At 76.3% G+C, this 14,425-nt stretch carries 12 protein-coding genes; 4 read left to right on the forward strand and 8 right to left on the reverse strand.

Features of this window, described 5'->3' with window-relative positions; translation table 11 throughout:
- Positions 1-35: 35 nt before the first annotated feature.
- From Cph01nite_RS04820 to Cph01nite_RS04835, 4 genes are all read left to right on the forward strand, one after another.
- Positions 36-527 (forward strand): hypothetical protein, encoded by a 492-nt coding sequence (locus Cph01nite_RS04820; protein ID WP_203671650.1) that lies wholly within the window; start codon positions 36-38, stop codon positions 525-527.
- A 35-nt stretch (positions 528-562) separates the two neighbouring features.
- Positions 563-1,126, forward strand: coding sequence for a papain-like cysteine protease family protein (locus Cph01nite_RS04825; RefSeq protein ID WP_203671651.1), 564 nt, complete (start codon positions 563-565; stop codon positions 1,124-1,126).
- A gap of 8 nt (positions 1,127-1,134) precedes the next feature.
- Positions 1,135-1,848: a hypothetical protein gene (locus Cph01nite_RS04830; RefSeq protein ID WP_203671653.1), complete on the forward strand. Its 714-nt coding sequence runs from the start codon at positions 1,135-1,137 to the stop codon at positions 1,846-1,848.
- Positions 1,849-1,936: 88 nt separating this feature from the next.
- Positions 1,937-2,401, forward strand: a complete 465-nt coding sequence (locus tag Cph01nite_RS04835; protein WP_203671655.1) for a DinB family protein — start codon at positions 1,937-1,939, stop codon at positions 2,399-2,401.
- Between the two features lie 24 nt (positions 2,402-2,425).
- Here the strand turns inward: Cph01nite_RS04835 and Cph01nite_RS04840 are convergent, their stop codons facing one another.
- From Cph01nite_RS04840 to Cph01nite_RS04875, 8 genes are all read right to left on the reverse strand, one after another.
- Entirely contained in the window at positions 2,426-2,929 is a 504-nt protein-coding gene (locus tag Cph01nite_RS04840; protein WP_203671657.1) for a hypothetical protein, read from the reverse strand.
- A gap of 180 nt (positions 2,930-3,109) precedes the next feature.
- Positions 3,110-5,656 (reverse strand): CHAT domain-containing protein, encoded by a 2,547-nt coding sequence (locus tag Cph01nite_RS04845; protein ID WP_203671659.1) that lies wholly within the window; start codon positions 5,654-5,656, stop codon positions 3,110-3,112.
- Positions 5,657-5,675: 19 nt separating this feature from the next.
- The gene (locus Cph01nite_RS04850; RefSeq protein ID WP_203671661.1) at positions 5,676-7,331 is read right to left on the reverse strand and encodes a S8 family peptidase; all 1,656 of its coding nucleotides are present in this window, start codon (positions 7,329-7,331) and stop codon (positions 5,676-5,678) included.
- Between the two features lie 8 nt (positions 7,332-7,339).
- On the reverse strand, positions 7,340-7,843 hold the full coding sequence (locus tag Cph01nite_RS04855; protein WP_203671663.1) for a hypothetical protein: 504 nt from the start codon (positions 7,841-7,843) through the stop codon (positions 7,340-7,342).
- Positions 7,840-8,487, reverse strand: coding sequence for an RNA polymerase sigma factor (locus Cph01nite_RS04860; protein WP_203671664.1), 648 nt, complete (start codon positions 8,485-8,487; stop codon positions 7,840-7,842). The genes Cph01nite_RS04855 and Cph01nite_RS04860 overlap by 4 nt, the downstream gene beginning before the upstream one ends.
- A gap of 43 nt (positions 8,488-8,530) precedes the next feature.
- Complete coding sequence (locus Cph01nite_RS04865; RefSeq protein ID WP_203671666.1) at positions 8,531-10,549, reverse strand: M14 family zinc carboxypeptidase; 2,019 nt, start codon at positions 10,547-10,549, stop codon at positions 8,531-8,533.
- A gap of 4 nt (positions 10,550-10,553) precedes the next feature.
- Positions 10,554-10,916, reverse strand: coding sequence for a hypothetical protein (locus Cph01nite_RS04870; protein WP_203671668.1), 363 nt, complete (start codon positions 10,914-10,916; stop codon positions 10,554-10,556).
- The gene (locus Cph01nite_RS04875) at positions 10,913-14,341 is read right to left on the reverse strand and encodes a S8 family serine peptidase (RefSeq protein WP_203671670.1); all 3,429 of its coding nucleotides are present in this window, start codon (positions 14,339-14,341) and stop codon (positions 10,913-10,915) included. The genes Cph01nite_RS04870 and Cph01nite_RS04875 overlap by 4 nt, the downstream gene beginning before the upstream one ends.
- Between the last annotated feature and the right edge of the window lie 84 nt (positions 14,342-14,425).

Here is a 14,425-nt window from a genome sequence, read left to right on the forward strand (position 1 = left end):
CACGCGGCCGGGTCGTTCGTCGCTATGGTCCACAGATGCACCGGTCGGCGATGACCCCCCTCGCGATCCTCGTGCTGCTCGGGGCGTCGTCCCTGCTCACCGCCTGCACCGACGAGCCCGCCGACGGCACCGGGTACCTCCAGGTCTCGGACCTCGAGGACCCGCCCCTGGTCGGCCACTTCACGGCGGAGCCCGTCACCGTCCTCGCGCGCGTGGACGTCACCGCCACCGGCTGCGTGACGGTCGAGATCGACGGGGTCGAGCGTCTCCCGGTGTGGCCGACGGGCACGACGGTGGAGCAGGACGCGACCGACCTCGACGCGTACGTCGTGACGCTCCCGGGCGGGGTGGTCCTGACGACCGGCGACTCGTTCGAGGGACCGGGCGTGGTCGACGACGGTCCCGGGACCCTCACGGCCGGCTCCGAGCCGGACGGCAAGGTCGCGACCCTCGTCGCCTTCTGCGCGCTCGACGCACCGCCCGTGGCGTTCTTCGACGCCGCGGCCATCCGCCCGGTGGTCGACTGACCTCGGGCTCGTTCCTCACCGAAGGTGGACTGCGCATGAGACGGATCTCGCCGTCGCGACACACCCTGCTCGCCTCGCTGGCCGTCGCCGCCGGCCTCGTGCTCGTCGCTCCGGGTGTCTCCCACGGTGTGGAGAAGGTGCTGAGCGTGACGCCGTACAAGCAGGAGGAATCCAACTGGTGCTGGGCCGCGGCGTCCAAGACGATCGTGAAGTTCCAGACCGGCAAGGTCGTCTCCCAGTGCACGCTGGTGAAGAACGGCAAGAACACCTCGACCTGCGCCAACGTGACGGGGACCAAGTCCAACGTGATGAACGCCCTCAACGCCAACGGCGTGAACCCGGGCACGGAGCGCAAGCTCGACTGGGCGACGGTGGTCGCGGAGATGAAGACCAACCGCCCCGTGTACAGCTCGATCATCTGGAAGTCCGGTGGCGGGCACGCCCACGTCATCCGCGGCTACTACGACACGGGCTACTCCAACGGCGTCTCGTACGTCGACCCGGGCACCGGCACCACGACGTCACGGGAGTGGGCCACGTACGTGTCGAACTCGTCGTGGTCGACGGGCACCGGCCTGATCTACCTGACGAAGAAGTGAGGACGACGATGGGTGTGCGGTCACGGACGGCAGGGGTCCTCGGGCTGGGGCTGGCGCTGACCTGGGTGGTCGGTGCGTCACCCGCCGCGGCGCAGGAGGTCCCGCCGGCGGTCGCGACCTGGTTCGCGCAGGACGCGCCGGCCGTCGCGGCGGACGTCCTCGGCGGCTCGGTGGACATCGCGGCCCGGGCGGCCCGGGCGGGCGTCTACTCGGTCGGTGAGCCGGTGCCGCTGCACCGGTGGAGCGAGGGGTTCGTCGAGGGCGAGTCCGTCGACCCGGTGGCGTTCGACGGGGAGTGGGTCGCCCCGCTGGTCCGCGACGGGGCGGTGGTCGGGACCATCGCAGCCGTCGAGTCCGCGGGTGAGGTCCGGTTCTCCTACCTGGACGACGACGCCAGCGCCGGCGCGGTCCTCTCCGAGGGCGTCGAGGGCGACGTGCTCCAGGACCCGCAGCTCGGCGGCCTGCTCGAGGTCGCCGAGGGCGGTGACGTCGAGGCGGTCTCCCGGTCCGCCGTCACCTTCCTCACCGACGTCGCCGACGAAGCCGGTCTCCAGGCCATGGTGCAGGAGGCGCACGACCCGGGGGTCCAGACCATCGCCGCCGACGGTGCGGGCGGTGCGGCCGACGACGCGGCCGGTGTGCGCTCAGCAGTGGGTCTCGTGCTCCTCGCGGGCGGCGCGCTGGCACTGCTGCGACGGCGGCCGGCGACCGTCACGCCCTGAGCGAGCGTCGTCGCACCGCCCGCGTCCGCACGGGGGCGGTGCGACGCGCCGCGTCCCCGTCGAGGGCTGCGGGCTACGCTCGTCGACCATGCAGCCGGATGACGAGCGCACCCTGCTCGGCACGTTCCTCGACGGCTACCGCGTGTCGTTCCCGCGCACGCTGGACGGGCTCGACGCCGACGAGGTGCGTCGCCGCCTCGTGCCGTCGAGGACCACCCTGCTCGGCCTGCTCCGGCACCTCACCTACGTCGAGGCGTTCTGGTTCCAGCACGCGGTGACGGGCGCCCCGCTCACGGCGCTGGGGGTGGCGTCGACGCCCGACCGCTCGTTCGTCCTGCGTCGCGGCGACACCGCGCAGACGCTGGTCGCGGCGCACGCACGGGTGGTCGAGGCGTCGCGGGCCGGCGTGGCCGGTCGGTCGCTCGACGACGTCGTCACCGGACGCGGCGCCCCGGTGAGCCTGCGGTTCGTGCACCTGCAGGTGCTCAAGGAGTACGCGCACCACAGCGGGCACGCGGACATCCTGCGGGAGCAGCTGCTCGCCGCCCGGTGACCCCACCGCTGCCCGACGGCCCGGTCAGGGACGGGTGACCACCGCGGTGCCGACGGTGGCCACGAGGTAGGGCCCCACCAGCACACCGAGGAACGCCACGTACGCCGGGTCGGCCGTGGTGGGCAGCACGGCGAGCACCGCGAGGACCGAGCCCGCGACCGACACCCCGAACAGCAGGCGGGTCCGCCCCTGCGCCGCGCGTCTGCGTCCCACCACCGTGAGCACGACGAGGACGGCGGTGACCGCCAGGAGCGCGCCGCCGAGCAGGGCCGTGCCGGCGGCGAGCGCGACACCGAGCAGCTCGATCCGGCTGTCGTCCGGCGCGGACCGCAGCGCGACGACCTGCTGGACGGTCAGGTGCACGCCCACGACGGTCATGCCTCCGGCTGCGAGGCAGGCGACGCTGTGGATCACCAGGAGCATGGTCGACCACGGACCGACCGGGCGACGCCCACGGTCCGGGAACAGCGGCGTGGACGCGTCCTGCCCACGCCCGTCGTCCAGCGCACCGGTCGCCCCAGCCGTCATCGCGCTCGCCCCCTCGCCCCCTCGTCCAGGAGCGGACGCTACCCGCGCACCGGCGCCGCGGGTGGGCCCGTCACCCGGACGGCCCCCACCGGCCAGGACGGCGTCGACGGGGCCGTCGGGCTCCGTCGCCGCACCGACCGCCTCCTCGTCACCACGCTCGTGAGGTCGCTCGCCCTGGCGTCACCACCCGGTGCCGTGGACGGCGACGGGGGTGCGTGCGCCCAGCGCGGCCGACGCGTCACGCAGGGCCTCCGCGGCCGGGACCCCGGCCACCAGCTCGCGGTGCACCGCCGCCAGCAGCTCGCACGCGACGTCGTCGTTGAGGCTCGCCCCGGCGGCGACGACGCAGCGGGCCCCGGCGTGGAGCCACGCCTGCGCCATGCCGAGGGCCTCGCGTCCCCACGCGCTCGCGGAGCGCCCCAGCTCGCACGCCGAGAGCACCACGACCGCGGGGACCCGGTCGAGCGCGTCGATGTCGTAGCCGAACCACGGGCCGTCGGCCAGCTCGAACGCGGAGAACAGGGGGTTCTCCACGGCGTGGCGGCCGTGGGCGGCGACGTGCAGCACGTCGACGGACCCGGCCAGGTCGGCCACGGCGGCCGCCGTGGCCGCCGCCCCGACGAGCACGCGCGCCCCCGGCCAGCCGGCGGCGCACGCCCGCACCTCGTCCGCGGCCCGCGCGACACCGGGCCCCGCCGCGAACCCAGCCCGCCCGCCGCCCGCCGAGCCGACCACGCCCGACCCGACCACCGCCGCCCGCTGCTCGAGCCAGCGACCCGCCGACGTCGGCCGCGTGACCGCGACCTCCGCGAGGGAGCCGAGCATCTCCCACGGCACGCGGGCCAGCGCAGCCGTCGGCGTCAGGACCAGGCGGCCGTGCCGCAGCAGGTGGCGCAGGGGCGCCACGAGGAGCGCGTCCAGGTGGGCCAGCCGCTCGTCGAGGGACGCGCGGACGGCGGCCGCCATCGCGGGGGGCAGGTCGGCCCCCGCCATGTCGAGGTCGGGCAGCAGACCGTCGAGCAGGGCCCCGACGGGCGCCCAGGCGCCCACGTCGACGACGTGGACGTCGTCGGACACCACCAGGGCGGTCAGCCGGCCGTCCGACCACACGTGGGCGACCAGGTCGGCACCGGTCGCCGCGAGCTCGGCCCGCACGGCGTCGAGCGTGACGAGCGCACCCGCGCCTGCACCCGCTGCACCCGCACCCGTGCCGGGCGCACCCTCGCGCGCCCACGTGCGCCGCCGGACCGCGTCGCGCAGGTCTGCCTCGCGCCGGGCGTCCGGCACCCCACCGCCGAGCAGCCGCAGCCGGCGCAGCTCGGTGAGCCGCGCGGCGACCGCAGGGTCCGGCGGCGGCCGCAGCGGCACGACGCGGCTCGCGAGGCTCCGCGCACGCTCCGACCACTCGAACACGCGCCGCGGGTCACCGTCGGCGACCGCGGCCCGCAGGCCGTGCAGCACGAGGGTCCGGCCCCGCACCGCGGCCCCCGCCTGCAGGTCGATGCTCCCGAACGTCCGCAGCCACCGCTCCAGCTCCTCGACCCCCGTCGCCGCGTGCACCAGCACGCGGGACCGCCGCCCCTGCGCCCACGCCAGCTCGGCCCGCACCTCCGACGCCAGCAGACGCACCGGGATCGGTGCGGAGGCCGGTACGCGTGCGCCGCGCACGCGCGCGCGGGCGTCGCCGAGCCGGCCGGTCAGCAGCGCGAGCCGCGCCGCCTGCAGCCGGACCGCGGCGGCCTCGACGCCCAGGCCGCGGGCCGCCAGTGCGCGGGCCGTGGCCTCCGCGCGGTCGGCCGTCGCCGCCGCGCGCCCGGGGCGTCGGCCCCGGGGCGGCGACGGCCCACCCGGTGCGGCCGCGAGCGCGAGGACCTCACCGCTGACCGCGCACGCGTCGGCCCGCAGCGCGCCGAGCTCGTTGCCGCGCTCGCGGAACCGGCGCGCGGCCCGCGCCGCGGACACCGCCGCGGCGCCGGGGTCCACGGCGAGCAGCGCGTCGGCGAGCGCCAGCTCGGCCTCCGCCTGCGCCTGCCGCAGCCGCCGGCGCCGGAAGACGTCGACGACGTCGGTGAGCAGTGCCGCGGCCTCGGCGCTCTCCCCGGCGGCGCGCAGCACCGCGGCGCGGTCCGTGTCGCACACTGCCAGCGCGACGGGTGACAGCGCCACGAGCACGCCCCGTGCCTGCTCCATGAGCCGTAGCGCGCCGACGAGGTCGCCACGTACCAGCGCGGCGTACCCCTGGTTGTGCTGCGCCTTGGCCTGCTCGACGGGCTCGGCGCTGCGTGCGAGCTGCGTGGCGGCCTCGGTGAAGTCGTCCTCGGCGTGGGCGACGTCGCCCTGGTCCAGGTGGGCGAGGCCGCGGTTGAGCAGCACCCGCCCCAGGCGGGCGGGGTCGTCGGCGAGTGCGGCCGTCGCCGCGGTCAGGTGCTCGAGCGCCGCGTCGACGTGGCCGCGCCGCAGCTCGACGAGCCCGATCTGGCTGACGAGGACGGCCCGCGTGTGCGGGCTCGGCCCGGCGGTGGCGAGCGCGGCCCGGCACCGCGCGAGCGCCTCCTGCGGGTCGCCGGTCTCGGCGCTCAGGTACGCGCGGGTGCCCTCGATGCGGGCCGCGAGGTCGGGGTCGGTCGTGCGGCGCGCGGCCTGCGCGAGGCACTGCTCGGCGCGCGCGTGCCGGCCCGCGTTGCCGTGGGCGACCCCACGGTCGTAGAGCTCGCGGGCGGTGAGCATGCCCTGATCGTCCCACTCGTCACCCGCCGGGCGGCGGCTCCAGGTGCAGCGCCCGGAGCGCGCGCTCGCGGGCCTGCTCGCGCGGCGGCGCGGCACCCTCGCGCAGCTCGCCCAGCAGCCGGTGCGCGACCTGCCCGGCCACCACCGGGGCGGCGAACGAGGTGCCGCTCCACACGGCGAACCCGCCGCCGAACCCGTCGGGGTCGACGGTGGCGCGGGGCCGACCCCGGTGGGTGGTCCGCGCGAGCGGCTCGGCCCCGCCGGCGAACGCGGGCATGGTGCTGACGACGGCGGCACCGCGCGCACGGGCCCGCACCCAGGGGCCGTCGTTGGTGAACAGCGCGTCGGTCCCGTCCGGGTTGAGGGCGCCCACGGTCGTGATCGGCACCGCGTCGGGGTCGCGTCCCGGGAGCGGGTCGACGTCGCCCGGCGCGGTGCGGGCCGGGTCCCACGGCGCGAACGCGGCGGGGAACATCGGCCGGTCGGTCGCGTCGTTGCCGGCCGAGCAGACGACGACGGTCCCGCAGCGCCCCATCGACGCGAGCAGCTCGTACAGCGTGACGTCGAACAGCGCGTCGTACGGGGTCTCGTGGTAGTACCCCATGGACAGGTTGAGCACGTCGACGGGCAGCCCGTCCGGTCGCCCTGCGGCGTGGTGCAGCACGAGGTCCGCGACGGCGGTCAGCGCCGCGACCAGCTCGGACTCCAGCAGCGCGCCGTCGGACCCGACGACGCGCCACGCCAGCACGTCCGCGTCCGGTGCGGCTTGGTGCACCAGCCCGGCGATGAACGTGCCGTGCCCGGCCACCCGGTCGAGCGCACCGTCGAGCGGCCCGTGCTGGTCGGGGTGCCGCTCCGGGTCGTCGTGCGCGGTCGTGTGCCCGATCGGCGGGCCGGGCACGGGCAGGGTGTTGACGTGCCCGAGCCACGGGTGGTCGCCGCACCCGGTGTCCAGCAGCGCGACGACGGGTCGGCGGCCCGTGACCTTCGCGTGCCGGGCGGGCGGTGCCGCGACGACGGCGACGGGCTGCAGCCCCCCGCTGCCGGCCGCGCCGTACGTGGCGCACGCCCCGCCGCCGGCCGCGTACGGGTTGGTCGAGTGGAACGGGTTGGTGGAGTGGAACGGGTTCGTCGAGTGGAACGGGTTGGTGGAGTGGAACGGGTTGGTCGAGTGGAAGGGGTTGGCGCTGATCCCCGCACCGACCGTCAGGACGTGGTCCAGGCCGACCGCGCGCAGGCGCGGGTCGCCCGCCAGCCGCGCCCGCAGCGCCTGCAGCAGCCGCCACGCGTCGGGTGCGGGCGCACCGGCCGAGCCGCGCAGCACGAGCCGTACCGCCCCGGGCCGGCCCGTGGCCCAGGGCAGGCGCCGGCGTCGCGCCGCGGTGTCCTCGTCCGGCTCGTCGAGCACCACCTCGCGGTACGCGGGGTCGCGGGCGGCCTCCCACCCGAGCCCCTTGGCGGTCTCCTGGACCGCCTCGACGACGCCCTGGGCGTCGACGAGCGTCGAGACGAGCAGGTGCGTGGGGACGTACCCCGTGGGCGCGACGGGCCGCCCGGCCACCTCGTCGGCGCCGGGGTCGAGCACCGCCACGGGGGGTCGCCGCGGGACGTGGCGTCGCCACCACGCGGGCCCGTCGGGTCGGTCGTCCTCGGGGTCCGGTCGTTGCGTGGACATGCGGTCTCCTAGAGGGTGAGGGGCGGTGTCGTGAGCCACAGGGGCGCGACGCCGTCGTCGGCGGGCACCTGCGCGGCGACGGCGAGGAGCCGCAGCGTGACCGTCCCGGCGGCGACGTCCGCGATCTCGAACCGGCCCAGCGGCGTCGAGGTCGTGCGCAGCTCGCCGGCCTCACCGGCCGCGCCGCGCCGGTCGAGCCGCACGTCGTAGGCCGCCGACGGGGTGATCCACCCGTCGAGGCGCCGGCGCCGGTCGCCGAGCGGGCTGACGCGCAGCATGACGGTGACCTCGCCGGAGCCGAACGTGAGCGTGCGGCTCTCGACGCCGCCGCGCACGCCGGCGAGCCGGTCGGTCGAGGCGACCAGCGTGAGCATCGCGTACTCCTCGTCGAGCCCCTCGGTCGCGAGGACGGCGAGCACCGAGCGCGCCAGGCCGTCCGGCACCGGGTCGCGGCGCTCCCACATCGCCCGCAGGCGCGTCAGCAGCCGGCGGTCCTCCTCCTGCGGCGTCACGGTGCGCCGCCGGCGGCCAGCAGCGTCTGCCGCAGCCGTGCCAGGCAGCGGCCGCGCGTGGGCCCGATGCTCCCGACCGCCATCCCCAGGTCCCGGGAGATGCGCGCGTAGTCGGGGCGGTCGTCGAAGGCGACGACGCGCAGCAGGCGGCGGCAGCGTTCCGACAGGCTCCGCACGCACCGCCACAGCAGGTCGTCCGTGTCGTGCCGCACGGCCTGCTGCTCGGCGGAGTCCGTGGGGTCGGCGAAGAACTCGAGCACGTCGTCCGTCACGACGACCGCGGGGGCCCGGCGCCGGGCGACGCGCCACGCCTCGCGCCGGGCCGTGGTCGTGAGCCAGGCCGCGACGGCCTGCGGGTCGGCGATCGACTCCGCGCGGCGCACGAGCGTCAGCCACGTCGTCTGGACCACGTCCTGCGCGTCGCCGCGCTCGAGGCCGTACGCCCGCACGACGTGCCACAGGACGGGCGTCATGGCCGTGACCAGCTCGTCCATCGCGCCGGGTGCGCCGTCGCGCCAGGACCGGAACGCCGTGGCGGCCACGTCCCAGGTCGACGGCCCGGGCACCTCGCGCGCCGCGTCCGCGTGGCCTGCCCGACCGCGCGCGTCGCCCGCGGCGTCACCCGCCCTGGTGGTGGTCTCCATGATGGCCAGAGCACCGCAGGGACCCCCGTGATACCCGGGCACGTCAGGTCACCACGATCTGCTGGTTCGTGACCCCCGCGAGCACCTGCAGGAAGTACTGCGCGAGCAGGAACCGCTCGTCCACCGAGAGCGTGCCGCTGACCGCCAGCCACCCGCCCGAGCCGTCCACCAGGGTGGTGAGCGCCGCGGGGTCGACCGCCGCGGGCTCGCCCAGGCCGACGGCGAACACCCGGTCGCCGAGGGCGCCCGTGACGTCGGCGAGCCACGCGGGGGCGTTCTCCTGGCCGTCGGTGAGCACGAGCATGGCGGTGGCGTCGAACGCGCCCGCGGTGGCCGCGAGCTCGGCCGCGGCCACCAGCACGCCGTCACCGATCGACGTGGCGCCCGCCGGGTCGGGGACGTGCGCGGCGACGGCGGCGAGCGCGGCGGCCCGGCCGGGCCCGAACGTCTCGGGACCCGCGAGCCGCACCGGTGCGGCGGTGTCGGCGTCGTGGTGGAAGCGCACGACGCCCACGCCGTCCTCGGCCGGCAGCACCTCGAGGAACACCGACGCGGCCTCGCGCAGCACCTCCACGCGGCTGCGCCCGTCGCCGGCGTCCCATGCCATGGACCCGGAGCGGTCCAGCACGAGCGCGACGCCCACGGTCGAGCGGGGCACGGCGCTCGCGGTGACGGGCACCGTCCAGACCTGCCCGGTCTCGACGCACCGCACGGTGACCGAGCCGGACGCCGTCGCCGCGGGGGTCCCCGGTGCGCCCGCCGTCCACGTGAGCCACACCCGCCCCGGCGTGGTGGCGCCGACCCCGGGTGCGGGCACCGTCGTCACCGGGCCCAGGGGCAGACCGAACGGCCCGGTCGGCCCGGCGACGACCTCCAGGTGGACGTCCAGGGCGCCCTGCGCGTCCACGACCACGGCACGGGACGTGGTCTGCCCCTCGGGGACGTCGACGAACGCGACCGACGGCGTGCGCAGCACGGCCGAGAGCCCGTCGGTCACCTCGTGGGCGGCGAGCGCGAACGCCAGCAGCCCCGAGCACACCTCGCGGATCACGCCCTCGGCGCTCGCGTACGGCGGCTGGAACGACGTGCCGCACTCGACGGTCCAGGCGTGCACCTGGGTGCGGGCCGGGTCGACGAGGTGGCGGCTGACCGCGTAGTCGTCGCTCGCCCCCGACGTGGGGTAGAGCGTCATGGCCTGCTCGACGCCGTACGACGCCCCGGACGCGGCGGCGACGCCGGCGTCGAGCCGCGTCGCGAGCTCGACGGCCACCTGCGTGTCGCGGGCCGTCAGGTACTCGCCGATCCCGTCGCCGACCCGGCCGCGGACCGGGTCGAGCGCGGTGTTGCGGAAGTTGTCGCCCGGGGTCGTCGACTGGTTCTCGTCCGAGCCCCAGGAGTGCAGGACCACCGGCACGGCGCTGTGCACGTCGACGTGCCAGCGGATGCGCGGGTAGGTGTCGAGGACCCACACGACGTCGCGCGTCTCGGGCTCGGACGCGGCCGACGGCCCGCGGTAGACGTTCGCGTCGCACGGTGACGCGGACGCGCTCACCCCCGAGTCGGGGGCGAACCGGGCGAGGTGGTCCCACAGGAAGTCGAAGTTGCGGTTGAGGTCGACGCCCACGCAGCTCGCGCCCGTGGACCCGGGCGGCGCGGGGCGGCGGTTCTTGCGCCAGCCCGACGCGACCGCCTGGCTGTGCGCGCGACCGTCCGGGTTGACGCACGCGAGCACGAACAGGTTGCGGGTCTCCAGGAGGCGGCGGACGTCGTCGGCCGCGTACGACGCGCCCCCGTAGCCCAGCCCTGTGCCCGTCGCGTACGCCTCGAGCAGGTCGGCGGCGAACGCGACGAGCGCGTCCGGCGGGACCCACTCGCGCGCGTGCACCCCGCCCAGCAGCAGGATGCCGTCGGCCGCGTGCGCGCCGCCGGCACCCACGCGCAGGACGTGGGTGGTGCGGCCCTCGTGCGTCGCGTGGGGCGTGGCGACGAGCTCGCTCGTCGTCGGGTACGCCGCGGCGAGCGCCGCGAGCGCGGACTCGATCTCGGTGACGTTGAGGTACACGGCGCTACTCCTTGCGTCCGAGCCCGCGGGGGACCACCCCGCGGGCGGTGTAGCGGTCCCCGGTGCCGACCTCCGCGCGGCGGGCCGGCTCGGTAGCGGTGAGGTCCTCGACCTCCTCCACGACGACGTCCTGCCCGGCGCGGCTCGCGCGCGCGGCGTCCACCTGCCCGCGGGTCAGCTCGACGAGCGTCTCCAGGCCGCCGGGCGTGCGGCGGGCGACGGGCCGGCACCCGGTGTCGGCGTCGCTCTCCTCGATGAACCGGCGCAGCGCCGACGCGTCGGCGCCGGTGACCCGGCACCGCACGAGGTGGTCGTGCGGTGCCGGGTCCGGCGTGCCCGCGGGCGGCCGGTCGGGGCCGTCCGTCATCGCGGCCCCCGCTCCAGGCCGAGCGTCGGGCGCCCGAGGACGGGCCGGGGACGCGGCTGCAGCACCGGGGTGCCGTCCGCGGCCTTGCGCAGGCACTCGAGCACCTTGTCCAGGTCCGTGCCGTGCTCCTGCAGCGCGGCGTCGACCGCCTTGGCGATCTTCGGGTGGCGCCGCAGCACCTCGGCGAGCGCCTTGAGACGCTCCGGGCAGCCGCCCTCGCCGTCCTTCGGCGGCTCGGGGTCGCCCTCGGGCGGCCGGGGTGCGTAGATCGACCCGGTGACCAGCTGCTCACGCGTGAAGCGCTCACGGTGCAGCGAGCGGCCCTCGGCGACGACCCGGAACCGGTACACGCCGTAGTGCTTGCCCACGTAGTCGGCCTCGAAGACCCCGCCGCCGGTGGAGGTGAGCGTGATCTCGTCCTTGCCGCCGGGGCCGGTGAGCTCGGCGCGGACCCGCGCGCGGTCGCCGTCCACGGGCAGGTCGTACTCGGCCAGCCGGGCGACCAGGTGCAGGGTCGACCCGGGGTCGATCGCCTTCTGGTGCAGCGAGGCGGTGAACGTCAGGCTCGACCGGGTGTGGACCTCGACCGCGTAGCGGGCGCCGTGGGTGACGGCCTCCTTGTAGCCGGCGTGGTCCGTCTTCTCCAAGCGCTGGAGCCACTGGGCGAAGCCGCCCCGGTCGACCTCGAGGACCGCGGTCCACTCCCCGCCCCAGTGCTCGCCGCCCCCGCCGTCCACGTACGGCAGCGAGAGCCGGTAGTAGGCGACGTTCGCGCCGGTCACGTAGCTGACGCCCGGGGTGGCGGGCGTGATCGTCTCGCCGGCGGGCGTCACCAGGGAGTAGCGGACGACCCCGGGGGCGGGGGTGAGCAGGATCGCGTCCGTGGCCGCGTCGGCCCGGGACAGCCGGAACGGCACCTTGACGGTGTCGCCGGGGCGCACGAACCCGTCGGGGTCCAGCACGATCTGCTCGTTGCTGACCCCGGCCAGGATCTGCAGGTAGTACTTGGCGAGCAGGAACCGCTCGTCGGGGGACAGGACGCCGGTCATCGTCACGTAGCCGCCCGTGCCGTTGGTCAGCGCGGCCAGCTTGGTCGGGTCGATCGCGGACGCCTCGCCCAGGCCGATCGCGAACACCGTGTCGTCGATGCTGCCGGCGACGTCCGCGATGAACGCCGGGGCGTTCTCCTGGCCGTCGGTGAGGACGATCATCGCCGTGGTGTCGTAGTCGGTCGTCACCGCGTCGAGCAGGGTGCCGGCGGAGGCGACGCCGTCGCCGATCGAGGTCGCGCCCGCGGCGTTCGGGGTGTGGGAGGCCACGGCGGCGGCCGCCTGCGCGCGTCCGGGACCGAAGATCTCCGGGCCCGCGTCGGTGACGAGCATCGCGACGTCCGCGTCGTGGTCGAAGCGCACGACGCCGATGCCGGTGTCCGGCTTGAGCAGGTCCACCAGGACGTTGGCGGACTCCCGCAGCACCTCGACGCGGGTGCGGCCGTCGCCGGCGCCCCAGGCCATCGACCCGGACTTGTCCATCACCATGACGACGGCGGCGGTGGGCCGCTCGATGGTGTTCGCCGAGATCGTGACCGTCCACTCCTCGCCCGTCAGCACGGAGCGGACCACGATCTCGCCGGTCGCGGTGTCACCGGCCGACGTGCCCGTGTACGTGAGCCAGATGCGCGCGTGGGCGGTCGTGCCGATGCCCGGCGCGGGGACGGTCACCGACGGGCCGAGCAGCAGCGAGAAGGACCCGGCCGGGCCCGTCAGGACCGTAGGACCGGACACCACCTCGAACGTCAGGTCCTCGATGCCGGACACCTCCCACACCACGGCGCGGGCCGTGGTCTCGTCCTCCGGGACGTCGTTGAACGTCACGTGCGGCGTGAGGAGCTGGACCCGCCGGGCGGCGGCGCGCACGGCGGCGAACGCGTTGACCCGGCCGAACCCGTAGTCGTCGTTGTGCCCCGCCGCGTCGTAGACGACCCCGCCGACCTGGTCGGCGGTGTCCCGCATGATCTGCCGCAGCTGGTCGCGCGTGAGGTCGGGGTCGGCGGACAGGGCCAGGGCGGCGCAGCCCGCGGCGCACGGGGCGGCGAACGACGTGCCGGTGCTGGGCCCGTAGGTGTTGCCGGAGTTGGAGCTGACGACGGCGACCCCGGGGGCGATGAGCTCGACCTCGGGCCCGCGCGCGGCGTTGTCCTCCAGGTCGTCGCGCGTCGAGCGGACGACCGCGATCACGTCGGGGTGGGACACGACCAGGTCGAGGCTCACGTCCACGTTGGTGCCGTTGCTCGCGGCCCAGAAGATGGCCGTGCCCAGCCCGCCGCGTCCGTTGGCCGCGGAGGCCTCGATGGCGAGCTCGAGCACCGTGGTCAGGGCCCAGTTCGCGCCGTTCGGGCCCAGGCTGGACACGATGATGTCCGCGCCCGACGCCGGGTCGGCCGCCGGGACCTCCAGGGACGGGTCGGCCGCGTACGCGATGGCTCGCGCGAGCGTGGTCTGCGTGCCGACCTGGTCGTTGAGGCAGGCGACGAGCATGAGCTCGGCCTGCGGGGCCGCGCCCACGCCGCCGCGGCCGTTGCCCTCGCGGGCGCCGACCATGCCGGCGCAGAACGTGCCGTGGTTGGAGCCCGGCATCCCGGCCGTGCCCGCGGTGAACGTCGCGGGGCCGCCCCCGGAGAAGAACCCGGAGCCGGCGCCGACGCCCGCGGCGAGGTCCTCGTGGGCGGCGTCGAACCCGTTGTCGACCACCGCGACCCGGATCCCCGCGCCGCGGGTGTGGTCCCACGCGGCCTCGGCGGACACGTCGGCCCCGGCGGTGCCGCCGGCCTGCCCGGTGTTGCTCCACTGCCACTGGCCGCCGTACTCGGGGTCCGTCGGCGTGAACCGCTGCGGCACGTGCTCGACGAACGACGGCTCGGCGAACACGAACCGCGGGTCGTCGTGCAGGGCGACCGACGCGTCCAGGGCGTCGCCGGTGGTGCTGCGCACCTCGAACAGGTGCGGGGCGAACCGCAGCTCGGTGAGCACCGTCAGGCCGGTGGCCGCCAGGGCGGCGTCCACGTCGGCGCGGTCGAGCGCCGGGTCGAGCTGGACCGTCAGCACGTCGGTGGCGATGACGGCGCGGCCGTCCTCGTTGACGACGAGCGTGCCGGCCGCGTCGGCGTCGTCGGGGACCTCCCCGCCCCGGACGGCCGCGCGCGTGGCCGCGTCGGACGTCACGACGTGCCAGCCGGCGCGCGCGAACGCGTCCAGGGTGTCGTCGTCGAGCGCAGGGCTGGCCTCGCGGACGTCGGCGCGGTCGTCCGCGGCCTGGCGTCCGACCGGGCCCGGTGCGTCGCCCGGCTCGGTGACGCGGACGGCGACGACGGTGTCGACCTCCTCGACCTCGACCGGCCGGTCCTTGCGGTAGTAGCGGCGGTTCATCTCGGTACCCCCCTGTCGACGGGACGGCCCTCACCGACCCACGTGCGCACAGGAGGCAGGCCGCGGTGGGCTGATACGGCGTCC

Source organism: Cellulomonas phragmiteti (genome assembly GCF_016862775.1).
In the GTDB taxonomy this organism is placed as follows: Bacteria; Actinomycetota; Actinomycetes; order Actinomycetales; family Cellulomonadaceae; genus Cellulomonas; species Cellulomonas phragmiteti.